This window comes from Mesorhizobium sp. M0522, from assembly GCF_040321085.1.
In the GTDB taxonomy this organism is placed as follows: Bacteria; Pseudomonadota; Alphaproteobacteria; order Rhizobiales; family Rhizobiaceae; genus Mesorhizobium.
The window spans coordinates 58,479-81,737 of sequence record NZ_JAMYQW010000029.1; the positions used below are offsets into that span (position 1 = coordinate 58,479).

Below are 23,259 nucleotides of genomic sequence, written 5' to 3' on the forward strand. Positions count from 1 at the left end.
GTTCAACCCACGCTTTTGGCAATGCGATCGAACGCCATCAGCCGTTCAAGCAATGCGGGAAGATCCTTTAGCGGCACCATGTTGGGACCGTCGGAAGGCGCGTTGTCGGGGTCCTGGTGCGTCTCGATGAAGACGCCGGCGACGCCAACCGCGACGGCCGCGCGCGCCAGCGTCTCGACAAAGCGCCGGTCGCCTCCAGACGAACCGCCCTGCCCACCCGGCTGCTGCACGGAATGGGTGGCATCGAAAATCACCGGCGCGCCGATCTCGGCCATGATCGGCAGCGCCCGCATGTCGGACACCAGGGTGTTGTAACCAAAGGATGCGCCGCGCTCGGTGACCAAGACATTGGCGTTGCCGGAGCCGATGATTTTGGCGACGACGTTCTTCATGTCCCACGGCGCGAGGAATTGCCCCTTCTTCACATTGACCACCTTGCCGGTTCTTGCCGCAGCAATCAGCAAATCGGTCTGGCGGCTGAGGAAGGCAGGAATCTGCAGGATATCGGCATGCAGAGCGACGATCGCGCATTGTTCCTCAGTGTGGACGTCGGTCAGGATCGGCAGCGAAAAATTCTTGCGCAAATCGTCGAAGATCGGCATTGCCGCTTCAAGTCCCGCACCGCGCGTGCCGCCAAGCGATGTGCGATTGGCCTTGTCGTAGCTGGTCTTGTAGACGAGCCCGATGCCGAGCCTTTCAGTCAATTCCTTTAGCGCACCAGCCATGTCGAAAGCGTGCTGCCGCGATTCCAGCTGGCATGGACCGGCGATCAGCGACAGGGGCGTGCTGTTGCCGAAAATGACCTTGCCGACCGCAACGGAGGAGTTTGGCATCAGTGGATTGAGCTTGTTCATGCGATCTCCCGGAAGATGAAGGCTGCGCCCTGCCCTGGCGCCGGCGGCACGATGATATCACCGCCGCGCATGTGGTGTTCGACGGAACTGGCTGCAAGCAACTTGGCGACGGCGTCGCCGTGCCTAATCGAAAAGACGATCCCAGCAAAGCGGAGTTCAGATGGCGCGCCGGCAGGAATGCCGAAGCGTGCCGAATAGGCTGCAGGATCCAGAATGGTCACGACGGCATTCGGCAGCTCATAGACAGTGCCGCCCTGTGCCTCGATTCCAGCCGCGATCGAAATCAAATGGCTTTGTTCGAAGGGTTCGCCAGTGACTGTCACGACTTCGACAATGCCGGTTGCGCCATTAGCGTGGGCCTGCAACGCAGTGCGGTCGACGTTCGGCGCATTGATCCGCTCGCAGGCGAAGAGAAAAGCGTCCGTTGCCTTGCCTGTAGCCGCGAAGGCCAGTTTGAACGATGCGGTGTCGCTCTTTCCCGTCGCATCGGTGAAGGCGCGCGAAAAGCTTAGCGCGTCTCCCGCCGACAGACCGGCTTCCATGTAGCGCGCGTGGTCCGCGGCGGCGCTTTCGGTGCCCAGCGCCACGGCAGAAAATCCTTCATCGCCGTTTTCTTCGCGATAGGTGTGATCCCGCGCGACAAAGACGTTGCGGCTCGCGATCGCCGTTGCCACGGCCTGCCGGTCAGCGACCGCGAGCGGCTCGAGATAGGTGCCGTCGGGGAGAAAGACACAGCAGTTTTCGGTTCCGAAGGGATGGATACCGGTCGGCGCAACGGTAAAGCCGAGCAAGGTCAAGCGCGCCCGCGCAACATCGAGGCTCGCGGTCGGCAACACCAGGTGATCGAGCGGATGAGGGCTTGCGGAGGTGTTCTCGGTCATGTCCCGCGCGGTGTGCCTCATTCCTTAAAATCGTTCAAGGGCTTGGCCGACGCCTCAGCGGAAAGACCACATCAGCGCGTAGGAGACGGCGGCTCGTCAACTTGCCACGATATCGGCCGAATAACGCAATTCGCGCAGCGGTTTTACCCGGCTGGTGGTCTCTGCATAGAGCGGATGCGCCTTGTAGGCGGCGAGCGCTGCCTCGTCCTCGAACTCGGCATAGACGACCACATCGATTTCATGCGAGAGCGGGTCGACCTTGGTGTTGAGCATCACCTCGAAATGGCGCGAGTGGGGTATCTCGCCGAGCGCCAGCAGACCCGTACGCACTGCCTCGACGTCCGCTTTACGCCGCGCGCTGAAGAAAACGATATGCCGGATCAACCCAGCCTCCTGGACCGTTGGACCGGCGTTCTTTTGTGTCAGCGGGAGCGTGCCGTCAATCGGCAGGATGTCGCGTCGGCGAACCGTGGCGAAAAAGAGAAACTACACCATACTGGTTACATAGTGCACGACGCGGGTCACCTCCCTGATGGTCCTGTCGAGGTAGCGGCCTTGGTTGTAAATGCCGTCCCAGATCAGGAAAAAGGTGACGGTTGTGATGATGATGACATAACGCATGGCTGAAACTAGCGTATATGGATGCTTGCAACCATAGTGATTCCGGCCCTGCTGGGACCCTCCCCGAATTTTAACGGCCTTTGGTCTGTCCGCTGCGATGCTTGCTGGCCAGAATGGCGCTACCGCTGCAGGGCGCCTTGGAAAGATAACCCCGCTCGGCTTCGACGACCGCTTCCCGCCTCGATCGACCAACTGCCACACGATTATTCCGGTGGGATTTCGACGGACGCGCTGGATCTGGTCATGCCGCCGTCAAGCGGCGTTTCGCACCACCTGCTTGAAGAGGCCCCTGTCTCAAACGGATTGGCCGTATCGGGACAGTATCTTAACGCTGAGACAGTTTCGAGCCGACGCTCAAATCCTTGCCTCAAAGCGTGATGCGGTATTTTGCAAAGCCCGCTTCGCCCTCGCCCGCCGGCTCGATCTTCAGCGACTTCACTTGCGCAATAAACTCCTTCGCCTTGGCGCCGGTCTCGAATACGACGCTGGTTCCCGGTAGTGGCGCAAACGACCAGTTGGCGTCCGCCGACGGGTTGATGGTGCCTTTGCTGACGATATAGCGCACGATCACGTCGCGGTTGGTGTCGGGCGCTTCGTAGATGATCTTCGAGGCATTGATCTCCGGGAAATTGCCCCCGCCGCCGGCCCGGTAGTTGTTGGTTGCGACGATGAATTTCCGCATGGGATCAATTGGTTTGCCGTCGAACATCAAGTCAATGATGCGGTTCGAGCCGGCGTTCACCAGCCCGCCCTTCGGATCGTATTTCGGTGGCTGCGACAGATCGATCCGGTAGGTGACGCCGTCGATCACGTCGAAATTATAGGATGGGAAGTCGGTGTTGATGAGCGCCTGGTCGGCTTTGCCCGGTTCGATCCGGTTGAAGATGCCGGCCGACATTTCCAGCCATTCCTTCACCTCTGCCCCGGTGATTTCGACGGCGCGCACCGTGTTTGGATAGAGGTAGAGGTCGGCGACGTTCTTTATGGCGATATCGCCCACCGCCACGTCGGTGTAATAGTCGGCGCCGTTGCGCCCGCCGGCCTTGAACGGTGCCGCCGCCGACAACAGCGGCATATCCTTCCACTCTGTGTTCTTCAGGATGTCCTTCAAGTACCAGGTCTGCGCCTGGCTGACGATCTGCACCGATGGATCGTCGGCGACCAGCGCAAAATAGGAATAGAGCGGCGCCGAGGTTTTGCCGACCGGCCGGCGCACATAGGCAAGCGTCGCCTCGTGGTCCGGTTTGAGCGCGTCGATGATGCGCTGGTCGTCCGCGACGGTCGGCTTGTTCGTTTTGTCGACCCGCTCAAAGATCGGCCTGGCCTCAGAGGTCGCCGAGACGATTTTCCACGTCGATCCGTCGCGCTCCAGCAAAAGATCGATCAGCCCCATGTGCGAGCCCCAGAAGCCGGCCATGACGGCGGGCTTGCCTTGCAACGTGCCTTTCGCCGTATCGACGGCGTCCAGCGACTGAAAGTCCTTCTTGCCGGGGAAGACCAGATGCTGGTGGCCGATGAACACCGCATCGATACCTTCGACACCGGCAACGAAGAAGGAGGCATTCTCCATCATGTCGCTTTGCTTCACGTCGATGCCGGAATGGGAGAGCGCAATGACGATGTCGGCGCCTTCTTCCTTCATTTGCGGCACCCACGCTTTGGCCGCCTCGACGATGTCGCGCGTCTTGACGCTGCCCTCGAGATTTTTCAGGTCCCAGACCATGATCTGCGGCGGCACGAAGCCGATGATGCCGATCCTGATCGGCTGCTCGGCGCCCGACCCGTCTTTGATCTTCCTGTCGAGGATGACGTAAGGCTTGAGATAAAGCTTGTCGTCGCGCGGGTTCGCGGCGGGCTCCGTGCCGCGGATCAAATTCGCGCAGACAAACGGGAAATTGGCACCGGCCAGCACCTTGTCCATGAACGACAGGCCGTAGTTGAACTCGTGGTTGCCGAGCGTCGAGCATTCGTAGCCGAGCAGGTTCATGCCCTTCATGACCGGATGCAGATCGCCATCCTTCATCCCCCTCTCGTAGGCGATGTAGTCGCCCATCGGGTTGCCTTGCAGAAGGTCGCCATTATCGATCAGCATCGCGTTGGTAGCTTCCTTGCGCACGGCTTCAATCAACGATGCCGTTCGCGACAGCCCCATCGTGTCGTTAGCTTTGTCGGCGTAGTAGTCGTAAGGCAGCACATTCACGTGGATGTCGGTCGTCTCCATAATCCTCAGATGCGCCTGATTGGCTTGAGCCCGGGCGGAGAACGGGTGCAGCATGATCAGCGCTCCGCTGGCGGCAACGCCGGCGAGGAAATCGCGGCGTGAGACGAGGTGGCGCAATTGGGACATTCGTTTTCTCTTTCTTCCACGACGTGACAAGTCTTGCCCGAAGCAAAGCTTCGCGCCGAAATCCAGCCGAGTCCAGAAGCCGATTCCATCAAGAGGAGGTGACGCGCTGATAAATGTCCGGCAGCAACAATCAGCCCTTGTCGTCGTCGCCTTGGGTGATCAACCGCGCGCTGCGCTGACCGGTGAAGTAGATCCATAGCCAGCTCAGGGAAACCGCAAGCCGGTTACGGAAGCCGATCAGGAAGTAGATATGCGCCAAGCCCCATAGCCACCAGGCAAGCCGGCCGGTAAGCTTGATCCAGCCGAAATCGATGGCCGCGGCGCGCTTGCCGATCGTCGCCAGATCGCCGTCATGCCTGTAGCGGAACGGACGTACCGTTGTGTCGCCGGCGAGCCTGGCCTGGATCGTCGCGGCGACGTGCCGTCCCTGCTGCTTGGCTGCGGGCGCGACGCCCGGCACCAACCGGCCATCCGGCCGCAGGACGTGCGCTGCGTCACCGATGACGAAAATCTCCGGGTTTCCCGGTACAGTGAGGTCGGGCTCGACAAGCACCCTGCCCGCGCGGTCCGCTGCCGCGCCGAGCCATTCGGCGGCCGGCGAAGCGGCGACGCCCGCCGCCCACAGGATTGTCCTGGCCGGCAAATGTGTGTCGCCGAAGACGACACCCTCAGCATCGCAGCGCGTAACCGCTCGGCCGAGTTCGACGGTCACGCCGAGCCGTTCGAGCGCCTTCATTGCATAATCGGAGAGTTCCGGCGCGAAATTGGCAAGAACGCGGTCGCCGGCCTCAATCAGCACCACACGCGTCTGCCGCGTGTCGATGTTGCGGAACTCGCCGCGCAGCGTGTCGTGCGCCAGTTCGGCAATGGTGCCGGCCAATTCCACGCCAGTCGGCCCGCCGCCGACGATCGCCAGCGTCAGCAATGCCTGGCGCTGGGCGGGATCGGTTTCCCGCTCGGCCTGCTCGAAAGCCAAAAGGATACGCCGTCGAATGGTGGTGGCGTCCTCCAGTGTCTTCAGGCCCGGCGCGAACGGCTCCCATTCGTCATGGCCGAAATAGGCGTGCCGCGCACCGGTGGCCAACAGCAACGTGTCGTAGGCGACCGTGCCGCCATCCTGCAGCAGCACGCGCTTGCCGGTGCGGTCGATGCCAGTCACGGTGGCAAGCAGCGTCGTCACGTCCTTGCGTTTGCGCAGGAGATGGCGGATCGGCCAGGCGACTTCGGAGGTTGCCAGCGCCGTCGTCGCCACCTGGTAGAGCAGCGGCTGAAAGACGTGATGATTGCGCCTATCGATCATGGTGATGCGCACCGGCGCGCCGGTAAGTGCGCGGGTGAATTCGAGGCCGCCGAATCCGGCGCCTACGACGACGACGTGATGGTTGGCTATGTTCATCTCACTCATCCCTCTCGCCAAGGCTGATGTAAGTATCGTTGTGCAGTGCAGCAATGCCCGCGCTGCAACTGCCTGGGACTCGTCTCTTGATGTCGTGAATACGCATGCTGCAGACTCATTCCCGGATATAGCTTACGTCCCGGATACGACTTGGTTGGAACAGTATATTGCAGGTGAAGCATGGCTAGGAATGAAGATGAAGACCCAGCGCAGTACGCCTCGCCGCCTTGTTTTATGCACGAGCTTGATCCGGAGTTCCAAGCGCCGCTATCCGACTGGACCGACGTAAGGCGCTGGCGCAAGGCCGAGCGCGAGCGGTTGATCGTATCCCGCCTTGCCGTTTCGGCCGACACGCGCGCAGCCATGTCGCAGCGCATTGCCGAAGGGCTCGACGCGGTGATCGGCGACATCGCCGGCCGCATGGTCAGCCTCTACTGGCCGTTTCGCGGCGAGCCGGACCTGCGCCCGTGGATGGAAACCGTTAACGCGCGGGGCGGGCGCACGGCGTTGCCCGTCGTTGTCGAGAAAGACCGGCCGCTTGTCTTTCGCGCCTATACCCACGGAGACCGGCTGGAGAAGGGCGTCTGGAATATCCCGATACCGGCCGAGGGTGATCCGGTGTTGCCCGACATCGTCATTTCGCCGATCGTCGGCATCGATCCCGGGCAGTTTCGCCTGGGTTATGGCGGCGGCTTCTTCGATCGCACGCTTGCCGCGATGCCCTTCAAACCGCTGGTCGTCGGCGTCGGCTACGAACTGCAGCGCATCGTCACCATCTACCCGCAGCCGCACGACATTCCGATGGACCGTGTGGTGACCGAGGCAGTCAACACCTAGGCGAGTTCGGGGCCTAGGCGAGTTCAGGTTTCATTCCCACGGCCGTGCGATCGACGATTTCGCGCAAGGCAAAAGACGAATTGATCTTCGTCACATGCGGCATTGCCGACAGCCACTCCTTGTGGATGCGTTCGTAGTCGACGAGATCCTTTGCCGCGATGCGCAGGATGTAGTCATATTCGCCCGACATCAAATGGCAGGACAGGACGTTCGGGCAGCGCTTTATCGCTGCCTCGAAATCCGACAACGTCTTCTCGAATTGCCCGGACAGCGATATATGCACGATCGCCGTCATCTGGTGCCCAAGTGCAGCGTTGGACAGCCGTGCGTGATAGCCGCGGATGGTTCCGGATTTCTCCAGATTGTCCAGCCGCCGCGAACAGGCCGACTGCGACAGGCCAACCTTCTCGGCGAGCGCTGCGTTGGGTATCCGCCCGTCTTTCTGCAGCGTCTCGAGAATGGCGATATCAATCCTGTCGAGCGGCATTTTTGCGGGTTCCTGCGAGAATTCTAATGTTTTGCGCAACGATTATCGAACGGTGGCCTCTCTGGCAAGCGCATTCGCAAACACTTACCGAACGATTCGTGGTTCACTATCTCTAGACAGGGAACAGGTCCTAAAAGGGCCGGATCAGGAGTAAAAGATGCGCGTCGGTTGCCCCCGGGAAATCAAGAACCATGAATACCGCGTCGGCCTGACACCGGGTTCGGTCCGTGAATATGTCGCGCATGGCCATGAAGTGCTGATCGAGACCGGCGCCGGCGCCGGCATCGGCGCCGATGACAACGCGTATCGCGCCGCCGGCGCCACGATTGCCAAAACGGCCGCCGACGTTTTTGCCAAGTCTGACATGATCGTGAAGGTCAAGGAGCCGCAGCCCAACGAATGGGTTCAGCTCCGCGACGGCCAGATCCTCTATACCTATCTGCATCTTGCTCCGGATCCGGAGCAGACCAAGGGTCTGCTGGCCTCCGGCGTGACCGCAATAGCTTACGAGACCGTCACCGACGAGCGCGGCGGTCTGCCGCTGCTAGCACCGATGTCGGAAGTTGCCGGCCGCCTGTCGATCCAGGCGGGCGCAACGGCGCTGCAAAAGGCCAATGGCGGCCGCGGCGTGCTGCTTGGCGGCGTGCCCGGCGTGCTCCCCGGCAAGGTAACCGTGCTCGGCGGCGGCGTCGTCGGCCTGCATGCTGCACGGATGGCCGCCGGCCTTGGCGCCGACGTCACCATCATTGACCGCTCGATCCCGCGCCTGCGTCAGCTCGACGACATCTTTGGCGGCCGCGTCCACACCCGCTACTCGACCGTCGAGGCGCTGGAGGAAGAATGTTTTTCGGCTGACATCGTCGTCGGCGCCGTGCTGATCCCGGGGGCAGCAGCGCCCAAGCTGGTGACGCGCGAAATGCTGTCGGGCATGAAGAAAGGCGCCGTGCTGGTCGACGTCGCCATCGACCAGGGCGGCTGCTTCGAGACCTCGCACGCCACCACCCATGCCGAGCCGACCTATGAGGTCGATGGCGTCATCCACTATTGCGTCGCCAACATGCCGGGTGCGGTGCCGGTCACCTCGGCCCACGCGCTCAATAATGCGACGCTGCATTATGGCCTGCAGCTCGCCGACAAGGGCCTCAAGGCGCTGGTAGACGACCACCATCTGCGCAACGGGCTGAACGTCCACAAGGGCAAGATCACGAATCGCGCAGTGGCCGAAGCGCTCGGTTACGACCTGGTCGAGCCGAAGGCCGTTCTCGCCGCCTGAGCTGTCCGAATCTGCCTCTCCAGTGCCCGTCGGATTCGTCCGACGGGTTTTTTCTTATGTCGAAAAACTGAAAAGTGTCGGGCGCGCGGAATAACCGGACAACAAAAAAGCGGAGCCAAAGCCCCGCTTCCTCGGTTGTCGAAAATTCCCGCCGGTTCATCCGCCGTCGGCAAATCGATCGACAGTGTGTTTCTACCGCTTGTATGCGACGGGAGTACGACAGCCCCAAGCCGGTGCAGCCTGTCCGGTTACGCGCGGTCGATCCGGCACTGATAGCAATTGTTGCGCGCCGAGCGGATGTGGACGTAAGCGATGTCGTCGCGTTCGAACAACGTCTCTGCCCGTGCGGCAATTGCGTCGGTCGGAATGACGCCGCCGCTGCCGTAAACGATGCGGTCGTCCTTGCCATAACCGCGCACAATGTAATCGCTGCTTTCGAGCATTTCGGGAAGCATTTTCCCCTCGGCGGCGCGTTCGCATTCTTTCGCATGCAGAAAGATCGGCCCCGTTTCGGCATAAGGCTGCAGCTCCGGAAAAGGCCGATAGGCCAAAACAAGATAGGCTTCTCCCACAGCAATATTTTTCAAGCAATGACGGCAAGGCACGCCGTCGCCATCCGAAAGTTGCCGCTCTGGCTTCAAGCCATAAGCATCCGGCCCGCCGCGCTGAAGTGCCCGGACAGCATTGGTTGGCAAGGCTTTGAATTTTAGCGTCATGGCAAAATCTCCGGTGTCGTCGACCGGAAATTATGCTCGCAAGGCAGAGCTTCCCACCCGATTCCTGCCGAAATGGATCAATCCATCAGCGCCTCGAGACCACGAACCAGACCTTTGATCTGCTGTACCCGTCTGATGGCGAGCAGCGTGCCCGCCACGTAAGGCGCCGCGGACGAGCCGGCGTCGTGGCGTATGGTCAGCCGCTCGTCTGGCAGACCGAACAGCGCCTCGCAGGACAGGATGTAGGACGGCAGGCGAAGCGCGTGCACTTGCACCCCCTCGCCTGCGCCGACCGCACCACCGCGTGTGGCCGGCACGCCGGAGACCTCGGAGACCGGCTTTGCCGTTGAGGCCTTGCGGATGTCGGCCAGCGCTTCAGCAAGCTCTCGTGCGGTTCCGGAGGGCGCGTCGGGCTTCTTTGCACTAGCATAATCGATGACCTCGACGTCCGGCACGTATTTTGCCGCCATAAGTGCAAACCGCTTCATCAGCGTGGCGGTGATGGAAAAGTTACCAGCGGCAACAACGCCGACGCCATTGGCGCGCGCCGCGGCGTCGATCTCGGCATAGTCGGCAGCTCCCAGTCCCGACGTGCCGATCACCGTGTGCCGCCCGTTGTCGATGGCGAGCAGCACATGGTCTTTCACGACATGCGGCTTGGTGAAGTCGACCAGCACGTCCGACGGCGCCTCCAGCGCCTCGGCCAGCGAGGCCGAAACGGCAATACCATTAGCCGGCATACCAACCAGCAGACCGGAATCCTGCCCCGCGCCGCTGCGTGATACAGCCCCGGCCAGCGCCATGTCGCCTTGCGCCCCGATCGCCGGAACCAGCGCTTTGCCGACCCAGCCGGTCGCGCCGGCCATTACCACGCGTATTGCCATCGTGCGATCCTCCATCACCCATCGGTTTTTAGACGATAGCGATATGGAAAGAGCCAAGCTCATTCAAGTCGGGCTCACCTTTGAGTGTTGATCCAGAGACTCTGGGACGTTGCAAAGACAAGCTGAAGCTCGGATGAACGGGCCTGAAAATCAGGGCCGCATGACGCTGGCCGCGCGCTCGGCAAAAGACATCGGATGTACGACCTCCTTTTTTTGCGCCACTGGCGTAAAGCCGAGTTTTTGATAGAGCGGCAGTGCTGCTGGGTGATCGAGGGTGCAGGTCTGCACGGTTATCCGCCTTGGCCCGTGCGACCATGCCGCGGCGATTGCCGCACCGAGGAACCAGCGGCCGATGCCTTGCCCGGTCGCGTGCTCCATCATTCCGAAATAAGCGAGTTCCACTTCCTCCGGCAAATGCGGCTTGAGGTCGAAGAAGCCCGCCGGCGCACCATCCAGATAAAGCACCCTGATGTCGCGGTCCTCGCGGTGGATGCCCGCCGCAAGCTCCTCGTCGCTCAGCCTCAACACATTGACCCAGTGCCATTTGCGGCCGACCCGATCCATCAAATAGCGGTAGAAATGCAGGGGAATGTCTTTGGTCTTGAGCAGCGCGATCTGGCGGTTGTACGGCAGCGGCGGCGAATAGGCAGGCGGCACATGCATTTCGAGAAACGTCACGGTGACATCGATGTCTTCCAGCGATCCGTCTTCCATCACCGTCAGTCCTTGCCCGTCACGACAGGCGTGTCGGAAAGCCCGCCCCATTCGGTCCATGAACCGTCATAAAGCCTGTTGTCGGCATGGCCAAGCGTCTCCAAAGCTAGCGTGACGGCTGCCGCGGTGACGCCCGACCCGCAGGAGGTGACGACCGGCTTCGACAGGTCGATGCCGGCTCCTTCGATCACTTTGCGCAGCCTGTCCTTCGGCAACAATTCGCCGTTTTCCGAAAGCGCCGAAAACGGCACGTTGCGCGCGCCCGGCATATGGCCGGAGCGGATGCCGGGGCGCGGCTCCGGCTCGGTGCCGGCAAAACGGCCAGGCGAGCGCGCGTCGGCGATCTGGCTCTCCCCCGTCTCGACGATCCGGCGCATGTCGGCAAGGCTGGCGACGCGGGCGGCATCGAAGTTGGCATAAAACACGCAAGGCGCGATCTTCGTCGGCTCCGCCGTCACCGGCCGTCCGGCGGCTTTCCAACGATCGAAGCCGCCGTCGAGTATATAGACCTGGAACACGCCCATGACGCGAAACAACCACCAGGCGCGCGGTGCAGAAAAGAACCCTGGCCCGTCATAGACAACAATCGTGTCATCGGCCGAAATACCCATCGCGCCGACATATTGCGCGAAATGCTGCGGCGACGGCAGCGTGTGCGGCAGAGCCGCGTCGGGGTCCGAAACCGCATCCTGGTCGAGGAAGCGGGCGCCTGGAATATGCGCTACGTCGTACTCGGCGCGCGCGTCACGCTTTTGCGCCGGCAGGTACCAGGACGCGTCGACAATCGTCAGGCCGGGTTCGCCGAGCCGCTTCTGTAACCAATCGGCATCGATGGTGAAAGGACTGTCGTCGGCCATCTTTTCTCTCCTGTCCCGCCCGTCGCAGTCCTATATCAGGCTGGCGGCATAGGACCAAAGCGAATGCGGAAGCGCCGGTTCTCGCGGCCCTTCTTCTCGATCTTGCCGATATGGATCTCGCCGATTTCGCTGGTGCTCTTTACATGGGTGCCGCCGCAAGGCTGGCTGTCGATCGAAGCGTTCTCGCCGATGCAGACCAATCGGATCCTTCCCGTGCCGGCCGGGGGCCGCACATTCTTGGATTTCACCAAGCCCGGATTGGATGCCAGTTCCTCGTCGGAAATGAGCCGGGTGAAGATCGGGTGGTCGGCTCGCACCAGCTCCATCAGTCTGGCTGTCACGTCTTCCTTGGTAAAGCCGGCGTCCGGGATGTCGAAATCGATACGGCTGTCGTCCTCGGAAACCGCGGCGCCGGTGATCGGGAACGGACAGACGACGGTAAGCAGGTGGCAGGCAGAATGCATGCGCATCAGCAACTGCCGCCGCGGCCAGTCGATGGCGAGCCTCATGCGCTCGCCCACCTTTGGAACTGCCTGCTCCGGCGCCGGCACATGGATGATCTCGTCCTTGGTTTCGCCGGTGATCGTAGCGGCAATCGCTATACCGGTGCCGTCGGCGCGTTCGAGGCTGCCGGTGTCGCCCGGCTGCCCGCCCGATGTGGCGTAAAACACCGTCCGGTCCAGAATGATGCCGCCGCGATCATTGACTGCGACGACGGTGGCGTCGGCCGTCCCCAGATAGGCGTCGTCACGAAACAGCGCTTCGGTCTTGTGCGCCATCACGCAACCCTTTCGAACGGTACCGAAATCGTGCTCTGTTGCTCCATCCATCCCGGCACCGGCAGCTTCTTTTCGCGCAGGAATTCAGGATTGAACAGCTTCGACTGGTAGCGCGTGCCGTAGTCGCAAAGCATGGTCACGATGGTGTGGCCGGGGCCTAGCTCGCGCGCCAGGCGAATGGCGCCGGCAATGTTGATGCCCGTCGAACCGCCAACGCAAAGCCCCTCCTCCTGGATCAGGTCGAATACGATCGGCAGCGCGTCCTCGTCGGGGATCTGGAAGGCAAAATCGGGTGTAAAGCCTTGGAGGTTGGCGGTGATCCGCCCCTGCCCGATGCCTTCGGTGATCGAACTGCCCTCGGATTTCAGCTCGCCGCTGGTGTAGAAGGAATAGAGCGCTGCCCCCAGCGGATCGGCCAGCGCGATCTTGACCTGGTTGTTTTTGGCCTTCAGCCCGAAACCGACGCCTGCCAGAGTGCCGCCGGAACCGACCGCCGACACGAAACCATCCACCTTGCCGTCGGTCTGGTTCCAGATTTCTTCGGCCGTGGTGCGGATATGGCCGTCACGGTTGGCGACATTGTCGAACTGGTTGGCCCAGATCGCGCCGTTCGGCTCACTCTTCGCCATCTGCTCGGCCAGCCGGCCCGACAGCTTCACGTAGTTGTTCGGGTTCTTGTAAGGCACGGCGGGCACTTCGATCAGCTCGGCGCCGAGCAGTTTGATTGTATCCTTCTTCTCCTGGCTCTGGGTGTCGGGAATGACGATCACCGTGCGGTAGCCGAGCGCCTTGGCAACCAGTGTCAATCCGATGCCGGTATTTCCGGCCGTCCCCTCGACGATGACGCCGCCGGGCCGCAGCAGCCCGCGCTGCTCCGCATCGCGGATGATAAACAGGCCGGCGCGGTCCTTTACCGACTGCCCGGGATTCATGAATTCGGCCTTGCCCAGGATCTCGCAGCCGGTTGCTTCCGAGGCCTTGTTGAGGCGGATCAGGGGCGTGTTGCCGATCACGTCGATCACAGAACGGGGCATGGAGATTCCTTTGTGGGTGCGGCGAAACCCTAGAAACCCGAAGCTTCGGTTTCAAGGCAAGAATTTGCCTGGTCCAGTCGCATTTCGCACACTGCAATTCCTGCAGCCAGGAGCGCCCGACCGGTATTCATTTCAACCATGTACCGAAAAGCACTCTTTTCATTCGATTTCTTCACCGGTAGAGCACAGGCTAAGAAGAGCCGGCGGGGCGCAACATGACACTCTATCGGGCCAATCCGAAGCATGGCGTCGCCTGGATTACGGGCGGCAGCAGCGGTATCGGCCGTTCGCTGGCCAAGGATCTTGCCGCTCGGGGCTATGTCGTCGCGGTGACTGCGCCAGATGACCATCCGATCGATACGCTCATCGTCGAAACGGCGCAGATGGCGGGCCGTGTCGCAGCCTATCCTTGCGACGTGACCGACGAAAAACGCATGGCGAAGACGGTTGCAGCGATCGAGAAAGATCTCGGTCCGATCGTGTTGGCAGTGTTCAACGCTGGAAGCTATATCGCAACGCCGGGCGAGGATCTTGTGGCGCGCAATTTCCGTCGGTCTTTCGAAGTCAATTATTTCGGCATCATCAACGGCCTGCTGCCAGTCATCGAGCGCATGCGCGTGCGCTCGCGCGGCCATGTCGTGCTGATCGGTTCGGTTACCGCCTATTTCGGCTGGCCCACCACCGCCGCCTATGGCGGCACCAAGGCGGCGGTCAATATCCTGGCCGAGTCGCTGAAATACGATTTCGACAAGATGAACGTCCGCATCCAGGTGATTAATCCGGGCTTTGTCGACACGCGGCTGACCGAAAAGAACTTCCTGCCGATGCCGGGCTTGATGCCGGTCAATCTGGCCTCGCGCCGCATCGCGCAAGGCATCGAATACGGCGGCTTCGAAGTCACTTTCCCACGCCACCTGAGTTGGACGCTGAAGCTGCTCAGGATGCTGCCGAGGCCGTTCTGCCGATGGGTGATCAGCACGGTCACCCGCTGGAATGCGCGGCCGCTGAATTTCGACCGCAAGCCGCCAGTCGAGTAGGATCGGTGATGGGCGAGCGATCGTACTTGCGGGTCGCTGGGGCGCCGCACATGAATTGATGCCGGCCGACGATACCGGCGACCCGGACAACCACGTCATTGCCGGCGACGCGCTGTCGCCATCGACCACGGCTTTCCTCGCGCAGCGGATCGTCGTGTGGATCGAGGCGGTGGTAAAGTGAACCAAAGGCCCCCAAGCAAGAGGGCGACCGAAGCATCGCTCCGGTCGCCCTCTTCAATCGTGTGTGACCAAGCCAGGCTTGGCCGACCGCAACACGGTCAGATTATGCGGCCCGCGCTGCTGGCCGCTTGCCGCCGAAGCGGCGCTTGTTATTGCCCTTGAAGGGCTTGGCGCCTTCCGGCTTGCGCTCGCCCGCAAAGGCCGGCTTGTCGCCGAACCGCTTCTTGCCGAAGCCATTGTTTGCGCCGCCGGGCCGCCTGCCGTCGCGACGGCCATTGCGGTCGTTGCGATCATTGGCCGGTTCGAAGCTGCGCTCGTTCTTCTCGGCGGGATTGCGCTGCGGATCGGGGCTGCCGAGATGGTCGGCAACGATCGGCAGCTTGGTGCGGATGATGCGCTCGACCTGACGCAGCTTGCTGTTTTCAGACGGGTCGCAGAGTGTGATGGCGATGCCGTCCATGCCGTTGCGGCCGGTGCGGCCGATGCGGTGGACATAGCTCTCCGCCTCGTCCGGCAGGTCGAAATTCACCACATGGCTGATGCCGGGCACGTCGATGCCGCGTGCCGCAATGTCGGTCGCCACGAGAATGCGCACCGAACCCTCACGGAAATCGTTGAGTGCCTTCTGACGGGCATTCTGCGACTTGTTGCCGTGGATGACGGCGGCCTTGAAGCCGTCGCGCTCGAGATCCTTGGTCACCCTGTCGGCGCCATGCTTGGTGCGCGAGAAGATGATGACGGACTTCATCGCCTCATCGGCAAGCATGTTGGCCAGCACCTGGCGCTTCTGCTTGGTGCGGGCAAAGACGACACCCTGCACGATCTCGGCTGCCGCGGTGCTGTGAGGAGCGACTTCGACGCGGATCGGGTTCTTCAGCAGGCCTTTCGCCAGTTCGGCGATCTCGGCCGGCATAGTCGCCGAGAACAGCACCGTCTGACGGTCCGGCGCCGTCGCCTTGGCGATGCGCTTCACGTCGTTGATGAAGCCCATGTCGAGCATGCGGTCGCCTTCGTCGAGCACCAACCATTTGGTGTCGGCAAGCATCAGGTCGCCTTCACGCACAAGGTCGGTCAGCCGACCGGGCGTTGCGATCAGGATGTCGACGCCGGGCGCAACCTTCTTCACCTGGCTGAAGCGCGAGACGCCGCCCAGCACGAGCGCGGTCGATACATGCGCGCCCTTGGCGAGCAGCTTGATCATCTCCTCGATCTGCACCGCGAGTTCACGTGTCGGCGCCAGGATCAGCGCGCGGGCCGTCTTCGGCCGGCGCTTGGTGCCAAGTGCGATGATCTTCGACAGGATCGGCAGCGCGAACGCCGCCGTCTTGCCCGAGCCGGTCTGGGCGATGCCGAAAATGTCGCGGCCTTCGAGCTGCGGCGGGATCGCCTGGGCCTGGATCGGCTTCGGATCGGTAAAGCCGGCGGCATTGGTGGCCTTGAGCAGTGCGCCGGTAATTCCAAGTGCGGCGAAACCGTTCAGTTCCCCAGTGTCCTTACCGATCAAAATGTTCTCATTGGTCAAAATATTCTTCTTTCATGCGGCTTCTGGCCGCAAACATCGATGGCGGCAGGGCGCAACCTGCCGTCGAAAATTGTCATGAAACGACAAGGCGGGCGGACGTCATCGTCCACACGGCTGCGCTGTCGTGCCCGCAGGCTTCATGCCACGGGGCTTTTTCGCCACCTTGCCGATCTGTCGGGAAGAGGGAAAACAGACGCAACCAGTCTCATTCGTCGAGAAGGCCGGATTATCCCGGCCCAAGCGCCTATACGGCCGCATATGGCCCAGTTCGCTTCGGAATGCAAGGGGTCCGATGTTGCAGCGCAACAAAAGCCATGAGGAAGCGGCGCTTGCGCTCTCCCCCAGGCATGATTACCACAATCCAGCTTTCTGTTTCGGGGACCGGTCATGAAGGACGTGCTGAAGGAACTCGAGCGCCGCCGCGAGATCGCCCGCATGGGCGGCGGCCAGGCCCGCATCGACGCCCAGCACAAGAAGGGCAAGCTGACCGCCCGCGAACGCATAGACGTCTTTCTCGACGAGGGCTCGTTCGAGGAGTTCGACATGTATGTCGAGCACCGCTCGACCGATTTCGGCATGGAGAAAACCAAGATCGCCGGCGACGGCGTCGTTACCGGCTGGGGCACCGTCAACGGTCGCCCGGTCTATCTTTTCGTCAAGGATTTCACCGTGTTCGGCGGCTCGCTGTCCGAGGCGCATGCCGAAAAGGTGGTCAAGGTGCAGGAGATGGCGCTGCGCAACCGCGCGCCGATCATCGGCCTCTACGACGCCGGCGGCGCCCGCATCCAGGAAGGCGTGGCAGCCCTCGGCGGCTATGCCGAGATCTTCCAGCGCAATGTACTGGCCTCTGGCGTCATCCCGCAGATTTCACTGATCATGGGCCCCTGCGCCGGCGGCGATGTCTATTCGCCGGCGATGACTGACTTCATCTTCATGGTTCGCGAAACCTCCTACATGTTCGTCACCGGGCCGGATGTGGTGAAGACCGTCACCAACGAGACGGTCACCGCCGAAAGCCTCGGCGGCGCTTCTATCCACACGACGAAGTCCTCGATCGCCGACGGAGCCTACGACAATGACGTCGAGGCGCTGCTGCAGATGCGCCGGCTGGTCGATCTGCTGCCGGCTTCCAACACGGCGGAAATTCCCGAGATCGAATGCTACCAGTCGGTCACCGAACACGATCTGTCGCTCGACAGGCTGATCCCCGACAATGCCAACAAACCCTACGACATCAAAGAGTTGATCCTTAAAGTTGCCGACGAGGGTGACTTCTTCGAGATCCAGCAGAATTTTGCGAAAAACATCGTCACCGGCTTCGGCCGTATCGAGGGCCGCACCGTCGGCTTCGTCGCCAACCAGCCGATGGTGCTGGCCGGCGTGCTCGATTCGGATGCCAGCCGCAAGGCGGCTCGTTTCGTGCGATTCTGCGACTGCTTCTCGATCCCGATCGTCACCTTCGTCGACGTGCCCGGGTTACGGGCCGGCCCCGCGCAGGGATATGGTGGGTTGATCAAGCACGGCGCCAAGCTTCTGTTCGCCTATGCCGAAGCGACCGTGCCAAAGATCACCGTCATCACCAGAAAGGCCTATGGCGGCGCCTATGATGTGATGGCCTCGAAGCATCTGCGCGGCGACATGAACTATGCCTGGCCGACGGCGCAGATCGCGGTGATGGGCGCCAGGGGCGCGGTCGAGATCATCTACCGCAAGGACATCGGCGACGCGGAAAAGATCGCGGCACATACAAAAGCTTACGAGGATCGCTTCCTGTCCCCCTTCGTTGCCGCCGAGCGTGGCTATGTCGACGAGGTGATCATGCCGCATTCGACCCGCCGCCGCATCGCCCGCGCGCTCAGGATGCTGCGCAACAAGGATATGCAAAACCCCTGGAAGAAGCACGACAACATTCCGCTGTGAGGGGTTGATGTCGCGCCTGGTCCTCTATGTAGGAGCGCGTTTCGGCAGGTTTGCCATCCTGCTCTTCGCCATGCCGCTGTTTTGCCCAATACTCCTGTGGTTCTGGTTCCTCGATTGCTATCCGCTCGCTGTTCGCGGCGGGCGGAAATTTACGCAGATCGTCATGCAGCGATGTCCGGCGATGCATATGAAACGGCGCGCGCCATGCTGCTGATCGGTGCTGCCAGTGCGTTCTTCGATGACCAAGTGTATATTCCGCTTAAACGTGAACTGCTTGGCACCATGGTACCGCCTCGTCCACCACTTGAAAGAGTTCTGGCGGCCGCCAGTCACCTGTCGAGGCTTCCCATCCTGCAAGAATATGCGCAAAAGGCCTGGGACGCGCCAGATAACGAAAGCGCGGATCATCCGCCCTGGTCCGAACGTTTGACTGCTCTTGGATTTAGCTCGGCTCCAGAGATAGAACCAGTTCTGGTTTCCGCCTTGTCGAGCCTGCTGAGCGATGAGATCGTCGCCGAACATGTCCGCCATTTCGACGGCGAATGGACATCGAAGATCGCCGACTATCTCGATCGATAGCTATCCACCTGAAACTATAGCGGCTAATGCCCAGTCGGCGCAGGCTATTCCGCTTCCGCCGCTCCGAACCCGGCCCCCCTCGTCGCGCGGACAGCGCCCGACCATGGCGTGGCGTGATTGTCGATGCGCATCTGGAAGATAAAATAAGTCGGCGAGCAGAAGCCGATGCCTTTCACCTTGCCGATACCGGGAATGTCGGGCGGCAGCGACTGGCACATGTAATCCTCGCGGCAGAAATGGTCGGCCGAGCAGGCAGGACGATTGCCGCGATTGACGGCGCCGCCCAGGCACTGGTCGAAATTATTGGTCGCCACGCAGGTGTCGAATTTCTTGCCGCCAACCAGCCCGCAAATCTCGTTCGGCATCGGCTTGCCCGTCTTGAAGGCGGCAAAGCTGCGATCCCGGTCGTCGCAGCCGCGATAGGCGATACCCGCCGGCACACCGATCTTCGGCGGTCGGCAGGTGTAGGCGACGCGCGAAATGCCTGGCGCGAACGCCGCGAACTGACCGGTGATGGTATACCGGTCATTGAAAGGCTGTGCCGGGTTGCTGGCGATGGATCCCGTTAAACAAGGGTGGCCGGAAAACATGTCTTCGCTGTCCTTGGGCAACAGGCATTGCGCCAGCTTGGTGCGCACGCCGGACGCGGTGGTCAACGGCGTGCAGACGGTGCCGGCACCGCATTGCCATGTCGCGCCGAAGCGGGCCGCATCCTGTGGCATCAGGCAAGGCATCGCCATCTCGGCCGGCGAATAGGCGATTTCGCCGGCATCGTTCCATGTCGCCGGCGGCGCGAACGATAACGGGCGAAAGCGGTTCGGTTCCTTGCCGTCGGCAGTCGCGCGCAGCCAGGCGACGCGGCGCGGGATGTCGGCGTGGAGATGCGGGGAGATGCCGACCTCGATGCGGTTGAGCGGCGAGGTCGTCTTGTCGTCCAGGCCGATGAAATGGAAGCCGGCGGTCGAGCCCGCCTGATGGCAGCCCTGGCAGGCGCCGTTGTCCAGCCGCTCGACCAGTGCCTCCGGCGTGCGCACCAGCTTCAGCGCAGAGAAATCGACACCAGCGAAATCTGCGGACTGGAACAGTGGCGTGAACAGGTGGTTGGCCTGCCTCGCACTGCCGAAGGTCGACCATGAAATGACCTTCCTTGCCAAGAATTCATCGGGGATTTGGTAGACGCCGAGATCGACCGCCGCGACACTGGTGCGGACATAGTCCGCAAGTCTTGCTTTCAGCGCGACGTCTTCGGCAAGGCGTGCCGCATCGGGCGTGTTTTCCAACGGCTTTTCGCTGGCAGCCGCGCCATCGATGCCGAAGATACGCATGAGATAGGCAGCCTGCCCGCCGAATTCGGTCTCTTGGCCGGAGGGGAAGCGCACCACTTGCGCATTGAGCTCAAGCTGCTTGAGGGTGAGCGCCGCCCTGTCCAGCGGCCCACCGATCAGCCAGCCGGCATCGACGTTCTCGTCGAGCTGTGGTGCCCAGCGTCCGGCGACGCCGACACAGCCGCCGTCGGCATCCGGCGCGGCATTGTAGACGGCACTGAAATTGAACGGCAGGCGCGAGGCCAGAACCTTGCCGTTTTTCTTGAAACTATAGGATAAGCGATAGACGAAGCGCACTTCGCCGCAACTCGTATCGCCTTGCAGCGCGGCGAAGTCGCGCCGGTCGAGCCGGTTGACGATGCCGACGAGGCGAAAGCGCGCGGCATCGGTCCTCAGCCAGCGCATGTCCATGACACGGCCAACATTGCCGTCGGTCACCTCGTAGAGCGGCCGACCGCCGGCCTTCATCTCGGCCCGCAATGCTGCGACGTCGCTTGCAATCGTTTCGATGATCGCGTGATAGGCCGGCGCCTTGTCGTAAAGCGTCTTCAAATCGCCCTTGCCATCGACGCCGAAAATGCCGGCGAGGCCAAAGCCCTTGGCATCGAGAGCAGCAAGCACCGCTGGATCATCGACGATGGTCACCGGCTGCTCAGCGGCATTCGCCGACAGTGTCGTCAAAGCGGCCATGACAAGCGTGGTGAGAAGGAGAGCAAGGCGTCTCATAGAAGGTCCGGTTGGCTCTCGACCAATTCGCGCAACACCGGCACCAGAGCCAGCGGCAAATCCTCAGCGATCAACCCTGGACCGAGGCGCCTGCCGGCCTCGGCATGGATCCAGACCGCGGCGCAGGCGGCCTGGAAAGCCCGCATCCCCTGCGCCAGCAGCGCGGCAACGATGCCCGCCAGAACATCGCCTGACCCGGCTGTTGCCAGCCAGGGCGCGCCGTTGGCGTTGATCGCCGCCCGGCCGTCCGGCGCCGCGATCACCGAGTCGGCGCCCTTGTAGACAATGACTGCATTGGCACGCGCTGCGGCGGCGCGGGCCTTGGCGAGCTTTGACTGCTTCTTCGATTTGGCAATGTCGGGAAAAAGCCTGGCGAATTCGCCTTCATGCGGCGTCAGCACCAGACTTGGTGCGAAGGTTCGATGTGCTGCTTCAAAGAGAACATCTGGAGCGTCGCGAAACGAAGTCAGGCCATCGGCATCAAGCACAATGCCTCCAAACAGGCCCATGCGTTTGAAATCATAGACCTCGTCCTGCTCGAGCAACCGCAAGGCGAAGTCGCGGGCTTTTTCGCCGACTCCGAATCCGGGGCCGAGAACGAACGCAGTATGCTGCCTTTCGTTGATGAACTCGCCTGCGTCCGCCACCGTATCTACCGCACGCAGCATGATCGAGGTCAGATGCGCGGCGTTCACCTGCATGGCATCGCTAGGCGAAAGCACGGTCACTGCCCCTGCTCCGCTTCTGGCCGCGGCCATCGCTGACAATCTTGCCGCACCAGTCGCATTCGGCCCGCCCGAAAAAACGCCGACTTGGCCGCGTTTGTATTTGTGCGTATCGGCAGACGTTCTCGGAAACTCCCATCGTAGCCAGAGGTCCGGCGTGTTCTCGAACGTCTTGATCTTGAGTTGGTCGACGATCCCATCCGGAATCCCGATATCAGCGACAATGATTTCGCCGCACATACTGCGTCCTGGCATCAGTAGATGGCCTGGCTTTTTCCGCACGAAGGTCACAGTCACCGCAGCGTCGAAATAGGCATTGGTCAATCCGCTCTCGCCCGACACGCCGGATGGCAGGTCGATTGAGACGACTGGCACTTTCTCCGCTGCGCTGAGGCCCGAGACGGCTGACGCATGTAGGGAAATATCCTTCGACAGACCTGCACCGTAGAGCGCATCCACGACGACTTCACCTTGGGTCGGGTGACAATGGGCAATATGGTCCACCGGCAGATTGCAGGCCTCAGAAGCCCGCGCAGCATCGCTCCCCGCTTTCTGCTTGCCTTCGGCCCAAACGGCGACCTTCATCCCGGCCTCTGCCAACAACCGCGCCACGACATAGCCGTCGCCGCCATTGTTGCCGGGGCCGCAAAGCACGTGGACGCGCGTTGCGTTCGGGTAGCGCTTGAGTACCACGGCAGCAACCGCAGCACCGGCATTGCGCATCAGGCCGATGCCGTCGAATGGACCAGCGGCAATCGCCAGCCGGTCGGCCTCGGCCATTTCGGACGGAGACAGAAGTTCATTGCTCATGGAATATCAGGCGACATGCACATCATTTCCCCAAGCATTGTCCAGTTTTTGATCCGACGCAAACAACGAAGGTCGCCAAGCAATTTGGCGGCGTACATCGTTCGGGACGACGGCGCGCAGCTGCCCATGAAATACCCGATCTGCCCAATTTTTGTGCGGACGGCAGGACCGGCGGTGTGTAGGCTCGCGGCATTCATGGCGCATCCAACGCTGCGAATGACGCGAATGTACATTCCCGCGTGGCATGGTATCCAAATCATGTGAGGCCGCTCGGCCCCCCATCAATTGGCACAGTTCGTGCTTGATTGAGGCGCAAGCGGGGCTCACAACCCGTCTTTTTTGGCAGTGGAGGCCACTTTTTACATGAAAAAGATCGAAGCGATCATCAAGCCGTTCAAGCTAGACGAAGTGAAGGAAGCGCTTCAGGAGGCCGGCCTGCAAGGTATCACCGTTACCGAGGCCAAAGGGTTTGGCCGCCAGAAGGGCCATACCGAGCTTTATCGCGGCGCCGAATATGTCGTCGACTTCCTGCCGAAGGTAAAAATCGAAGTCGTGCTCGGCGACGATGCGGTCGAAGCCGCGATCGAAGCCATCCGCAAGGCGGCCCAGACCGGCCGCATCGGCGACGGCAAGATCTTCGTCTCCAACATCGAGGAAGTGGTGCGCATTCGCACCGGCGAAACCGGCATGGACGCCGTCTGAATTTTCCCGTTAAAAGGCCATGTTCAAAACGTCATCACATAGGGAAGCAGGGA

23 protein-coding genes and 1 pseudogene are annotated in these 23,259 nt (G+C 61.7%); 8 read left to right on the forward strand and 16 right to left on the reverse strand.

The features are described from left to right. Positions 1–2 precede the first annotated feature (2 nt). From kdsA to NKI58_RS25750, 6 genes are all read right to left on the reverse strand, one after another. Entirely contained in the window at positions 3–854 is an 852-nt protein-coding gene (gene kdsA, locus NKI58_RS25725; protein WP_352785019.1) for a 3-deoxy-8-phosphooctulonate synthase, read from the reverse strand. Beyond that, complete coding sequence (locus NKI58_RS25730; protein ID WP_352785016.1) at positions 851–1,735, reverse strand: VOC family protein; 885 nt, start codon at positions 1,733–1,735, stop codon at positions 851–853. Before NKI58_RS25730 ends, kdsA begins: the two co-directional genes overlap by 4 nt. 96 nt (positions 1,736–1,831) lie before the next feature. Further along, complete coding sequence (locus tag NKI58_RS25735; protein ID WP_352785014.1) at positions 1,832–2,119, reverse strand: Dabb family protein; 288 nt, start codon at positions 2,117–2,119, stop codon at positions 1,832–1,834. Positions 2,120–2,221: 102 nt separating this feature from the next. Next, positions 2,222–2,356: a hypothetical protein gene (locus NKI58_RS25740; protein WP_023675095.1), complete on the reverse strand. Its 135-nt coding sequence runs from the start codon at positions 2,354–2,356 to the stop codon at positions 2,222–2,224. A 367-nt stretch (positions 2,357–2,723) separates the two neighbouring features. Then, positions 2,724–4,703, reverse strand: coding sequence for a bifunctional 2',3'-cyclic-nucleotide 2'-phosphodiesterase/3'-nucleotidase (locus tag NKI58_RS25745; RefSeq protein WP_352825456.1), 1,980 nt, complete (start codon positions 4,701–4,703; stop codon positions 2,724–2,726). 130 nt (positions 4,704–4,833) lie between these two features. Continuing rightward, positions 4,834–6,099, reverse strand: coding sequence for an NAD(P)/FAD-dependent oxidoreductase (locus NKI58_RS25750; protein ID WP_352785008.1), 1,266 nt, complete (start codon positions 6,097–6,099; stop codon positions 4,834–4,836). Between the two features lie 180 nt (positions 6,100–6,279). Here NKI58_RS25750 and NKI58_RS25755 point away from each other — a divergent pair, with 180 nt between their 5' ends. Continuing rightward, on the forward strand, positions 6,280–6,936 hold the full coding sequence (locus NKI58_RS25755) for a 5-formyltetrahydrofolate cyclo-ligase (RefSeq protein WP_352785005.1): 657 nt from the start codon (positions 6,280–6,282) through the stop codon (positions 6,934–6,936). A gap of 13 nt (positions 6,937–6,949) precedes the next feature. On the opposite strand, the gene NKI58_RS25760 is transcribed toward NKI58_RS25755, so the two are convergent. After that, entirely contained in the window at positions 6,950–7,423 is a 474-nt protein-coding gene (locus NKI58_RS25760; protein ID WP_023675099.1) for an Lrp/AsnC family transcriptional regulator, read from the reverse strand. Positions 7,424–7,580: 157 nt separating this feature from the next. On the opposite strand from NKI58_RS25760, the gene ald reads away from it, so the two are divergent. After that, a complete protein-coding gene (ald, locus tag NKI58_RS25765) occupies positions 7,581–8,696 on the forward strand; it encodes an alanine dehydrogenase (RefSeq protein WP_023675100.1) in 1,116 nt (371 codons plus the stop codon). 248 nt (positions 8,697–8,944) lie between these two features. On the opposite strand, the gene NKI58_RS25770 is transcribed toward ald, so the two are convergent. The 6 genes from NKI58_RS25770 to NKI58_RS25795 form a co-directional block, all read right to left on the reverse strand. Then, complete coding sequence (locus tag NKI58_RS25770) at positions 8,945–9,412, reverse strand: DUF1203 domain-containing protein (RefSeq protein ID WP_023675101.1); 468 nt, start codon at positions 9,410–9,412, stop codon at positions 8,945–8,947. 77 nt (positions 9,413–9,489) lie between these two features. After that, positions 9,490–10,296 carry a 4-hydroxy-tetrahydrodipicolinate reductase gene (gene dapB, locus NKI58_RS25775; RefSeq protein WP_023675102.1) on the reverse strand — a complete coding sequence of 269 codons (807 nt, stop codon included), beginning with the start codon at positions 10,294–10,296 and terminating at the stop codon, positions 9,490–9,492. A 150-nt stretch (positions 10,297–10,446) separates the two neighbouring features. Next, positions 10,447–11,010: a GNAT family N-acetyltransferase gene (locus NKI58_RS25780; RefSeq protein ID WP_023675103.1), complete on the reverse strand. Its 564-nt coding sequence runs from the start codon at positions 11,008–11,010 to the stop codon at positions 10,447–10,449. A gap of 5 nt (positions 11,011–11,015) precedes the next feature. Continuing rightward, positions 11,016–11,867 carry a 3-mercaptopyruvate sulfurtransferase gene (sseA, locus tag NKI58_RS25785; RefSeq protein WP_352784995.1) on the reverse strand — a complete coding sequence of 284 codons (852 nt, stop codon included), beginning with the start codon at positions 11,865–11,867 and terminating at the stop codon, positions 11,016–11,018. 35 nt (positions 11,868–11,902) lie between these two features. Next, complete coding sequence (locus NKI58_RS25790; RefSeq protein ID WP_023675105.1) at positions 11,903–12,646, reverse strand: alanyl-tRNA editing protein; 744 nt, start codon at positions 12,644–12,646, stop codon at positions 11,903–11,905. Next, on the reverse strand, positions 12,646–13,680 hold the full coding sequence (locus NKI58_RS25795) for a cysteine synthase A (RefSeq protein WP_023675106.1): 1,035 nt from the start codon (positions 13,678–13,680) through the stop codon (positions 12,646–12,648). The genes NKI58_RS25790 and NKI58_RS25795 overlap by 1 nt, the downstream gene beginning before the upstream one ends. A gap of 215 nt (positions 13,681–13,895) precedes the next feature. Here NKI58_RS25795 and NKI58_RS25800 point away from each other — a divergent pair, with 215 nt between their 5' ends. Next, complete coding sequence (locus NKI58_RS25800; protein ID WP_352853892.1) at positions 13,896–14,717, forward strand: SDR family NAD(P)-dependent oxidoreductase; 822 nt, start codon at positions 13,896–13,898, stop codon at positions 14,715–14,717. Between the two features lie 25 nt (positions 14,718–14,742). Continuing rightward, a pseudogene (locus tag NKI58_RS25805) lies at positions 14,743–14,898 on the forward strand (alpha/beta hydrolase); the annotation flags it as partial. 102 nt (positions 14,899–15,000) lie between these two features. Here the strand turns inward: NKI58_RS25805 and NKI58_RS25810 are convergent. Beyond that, positions 15,001–16,419, reverse strand: a complete 1,419-nt coding sequence (locus NKI58_RS25810; protein WP_023675109.1) for a DEAD/DEAH box helicase — start codon at positions 16,417–16,419, stop codon at positions 15,001–15,003. Between the two features lie 387 nt (positions 16,420–16,806). Here NKI58_RS25810 and NKI58_RS25815 point away from each other — a divergent pair, with 387 nt between their 5' ends. From NKI58_RS25815 to NKI58_RS25825, 3 genes are read left to right on the forward strand one after another with little or no spacing between them, the layout of a single operon-like run. After that, the gene (locus NKI58_RS25815; RefSeq protein ID WP_352853894.1) at positions 16,807–18,339 is read left to right on the forward strand and encodes an acyl-CoA carboxylase subunit beta; all 1,533 of its coding nucleotides are present in this window, start codon (positions 16,807–16,809) and stop codon (positions 18,337–18,339) included. A gap of 7 nt (positions 18,340–18,346) precedes the next feature. Next, positions 18,347–18,553: a hypothetical protein gene (locus NKI58_RS25820; RefSeq protein ID WP_156937294.1), complete on the forward strand. Its 207-nt coding sequence runs from the start codon at positions 18,347–18,349 to the stop codon at positions 18,551–18,553. Then, a complete protein-coding gene (locus NKI58_RS25825) occupies positions 18,544–18,918 on the forward strand; it encodes a hypothetical protein (protein ID WP_156937295.1) in 375 nt (124 codons plus the stop codon). The genes NKI58_RS25820 and NKI58_RS25825 overlap by 10 nt, the downstream gene beginning before the upstream one ends. Positions 18,919–18,962: 44 nt before the next feature. On the opposite strand, the gene NKI58_RS25830 is transcribed toward NKI58_RS25825, so the two are convergent. Together NKI58_RS25830 and NKI58_RS25835 are read right to left on the reverse strand one after the other, a co-directional pair. Beyond that, positions 18,963–20,969, reverse strand: a complete 2,007-nt coding sequence (locus tag NKI58_RS25830) for a hypothetical protein (RefSeq protein ID WP_352784988.1) — start codon at positions 20,967–20,969, stop codon at positions 18,963–18,965. Continuing rightward, the gene (locus tag NKI58_RS25835; protein ID WP_352825462.1) at positions 20,966–22,504 is read right to left on the reverse strand and encodes an NAD(P)H-hydrate dehydratase; all 1,539 of its coding nucleotides are present in this window, start codon (positions 22,502–22,504) and stop codon (positions 20,966–20,968) included. The genes NKI58_RS25830 and NKI58_RS25835 overlap by 4 nt, the downstream gene beginning before the upstream one ends. Before the next feature lie 363 nt (positions 22,505–22,867). On the opposite strand from NKI58_RS25835, the gene NKI58_RS25840 reads away from it, so the two are divergent. Beyond that, entirely contained in the window at positions 22,868–23,206 is a 339-nt protein-coding gene (locus tag NKI58_RS25840) for a P-II family nitrogen regulator (RefSeq protein ID WP_019857988.1), read from the forward strand. The last annotated feature ends 53 nt before the right edge of the window (positions 23,207–23,259 follow it).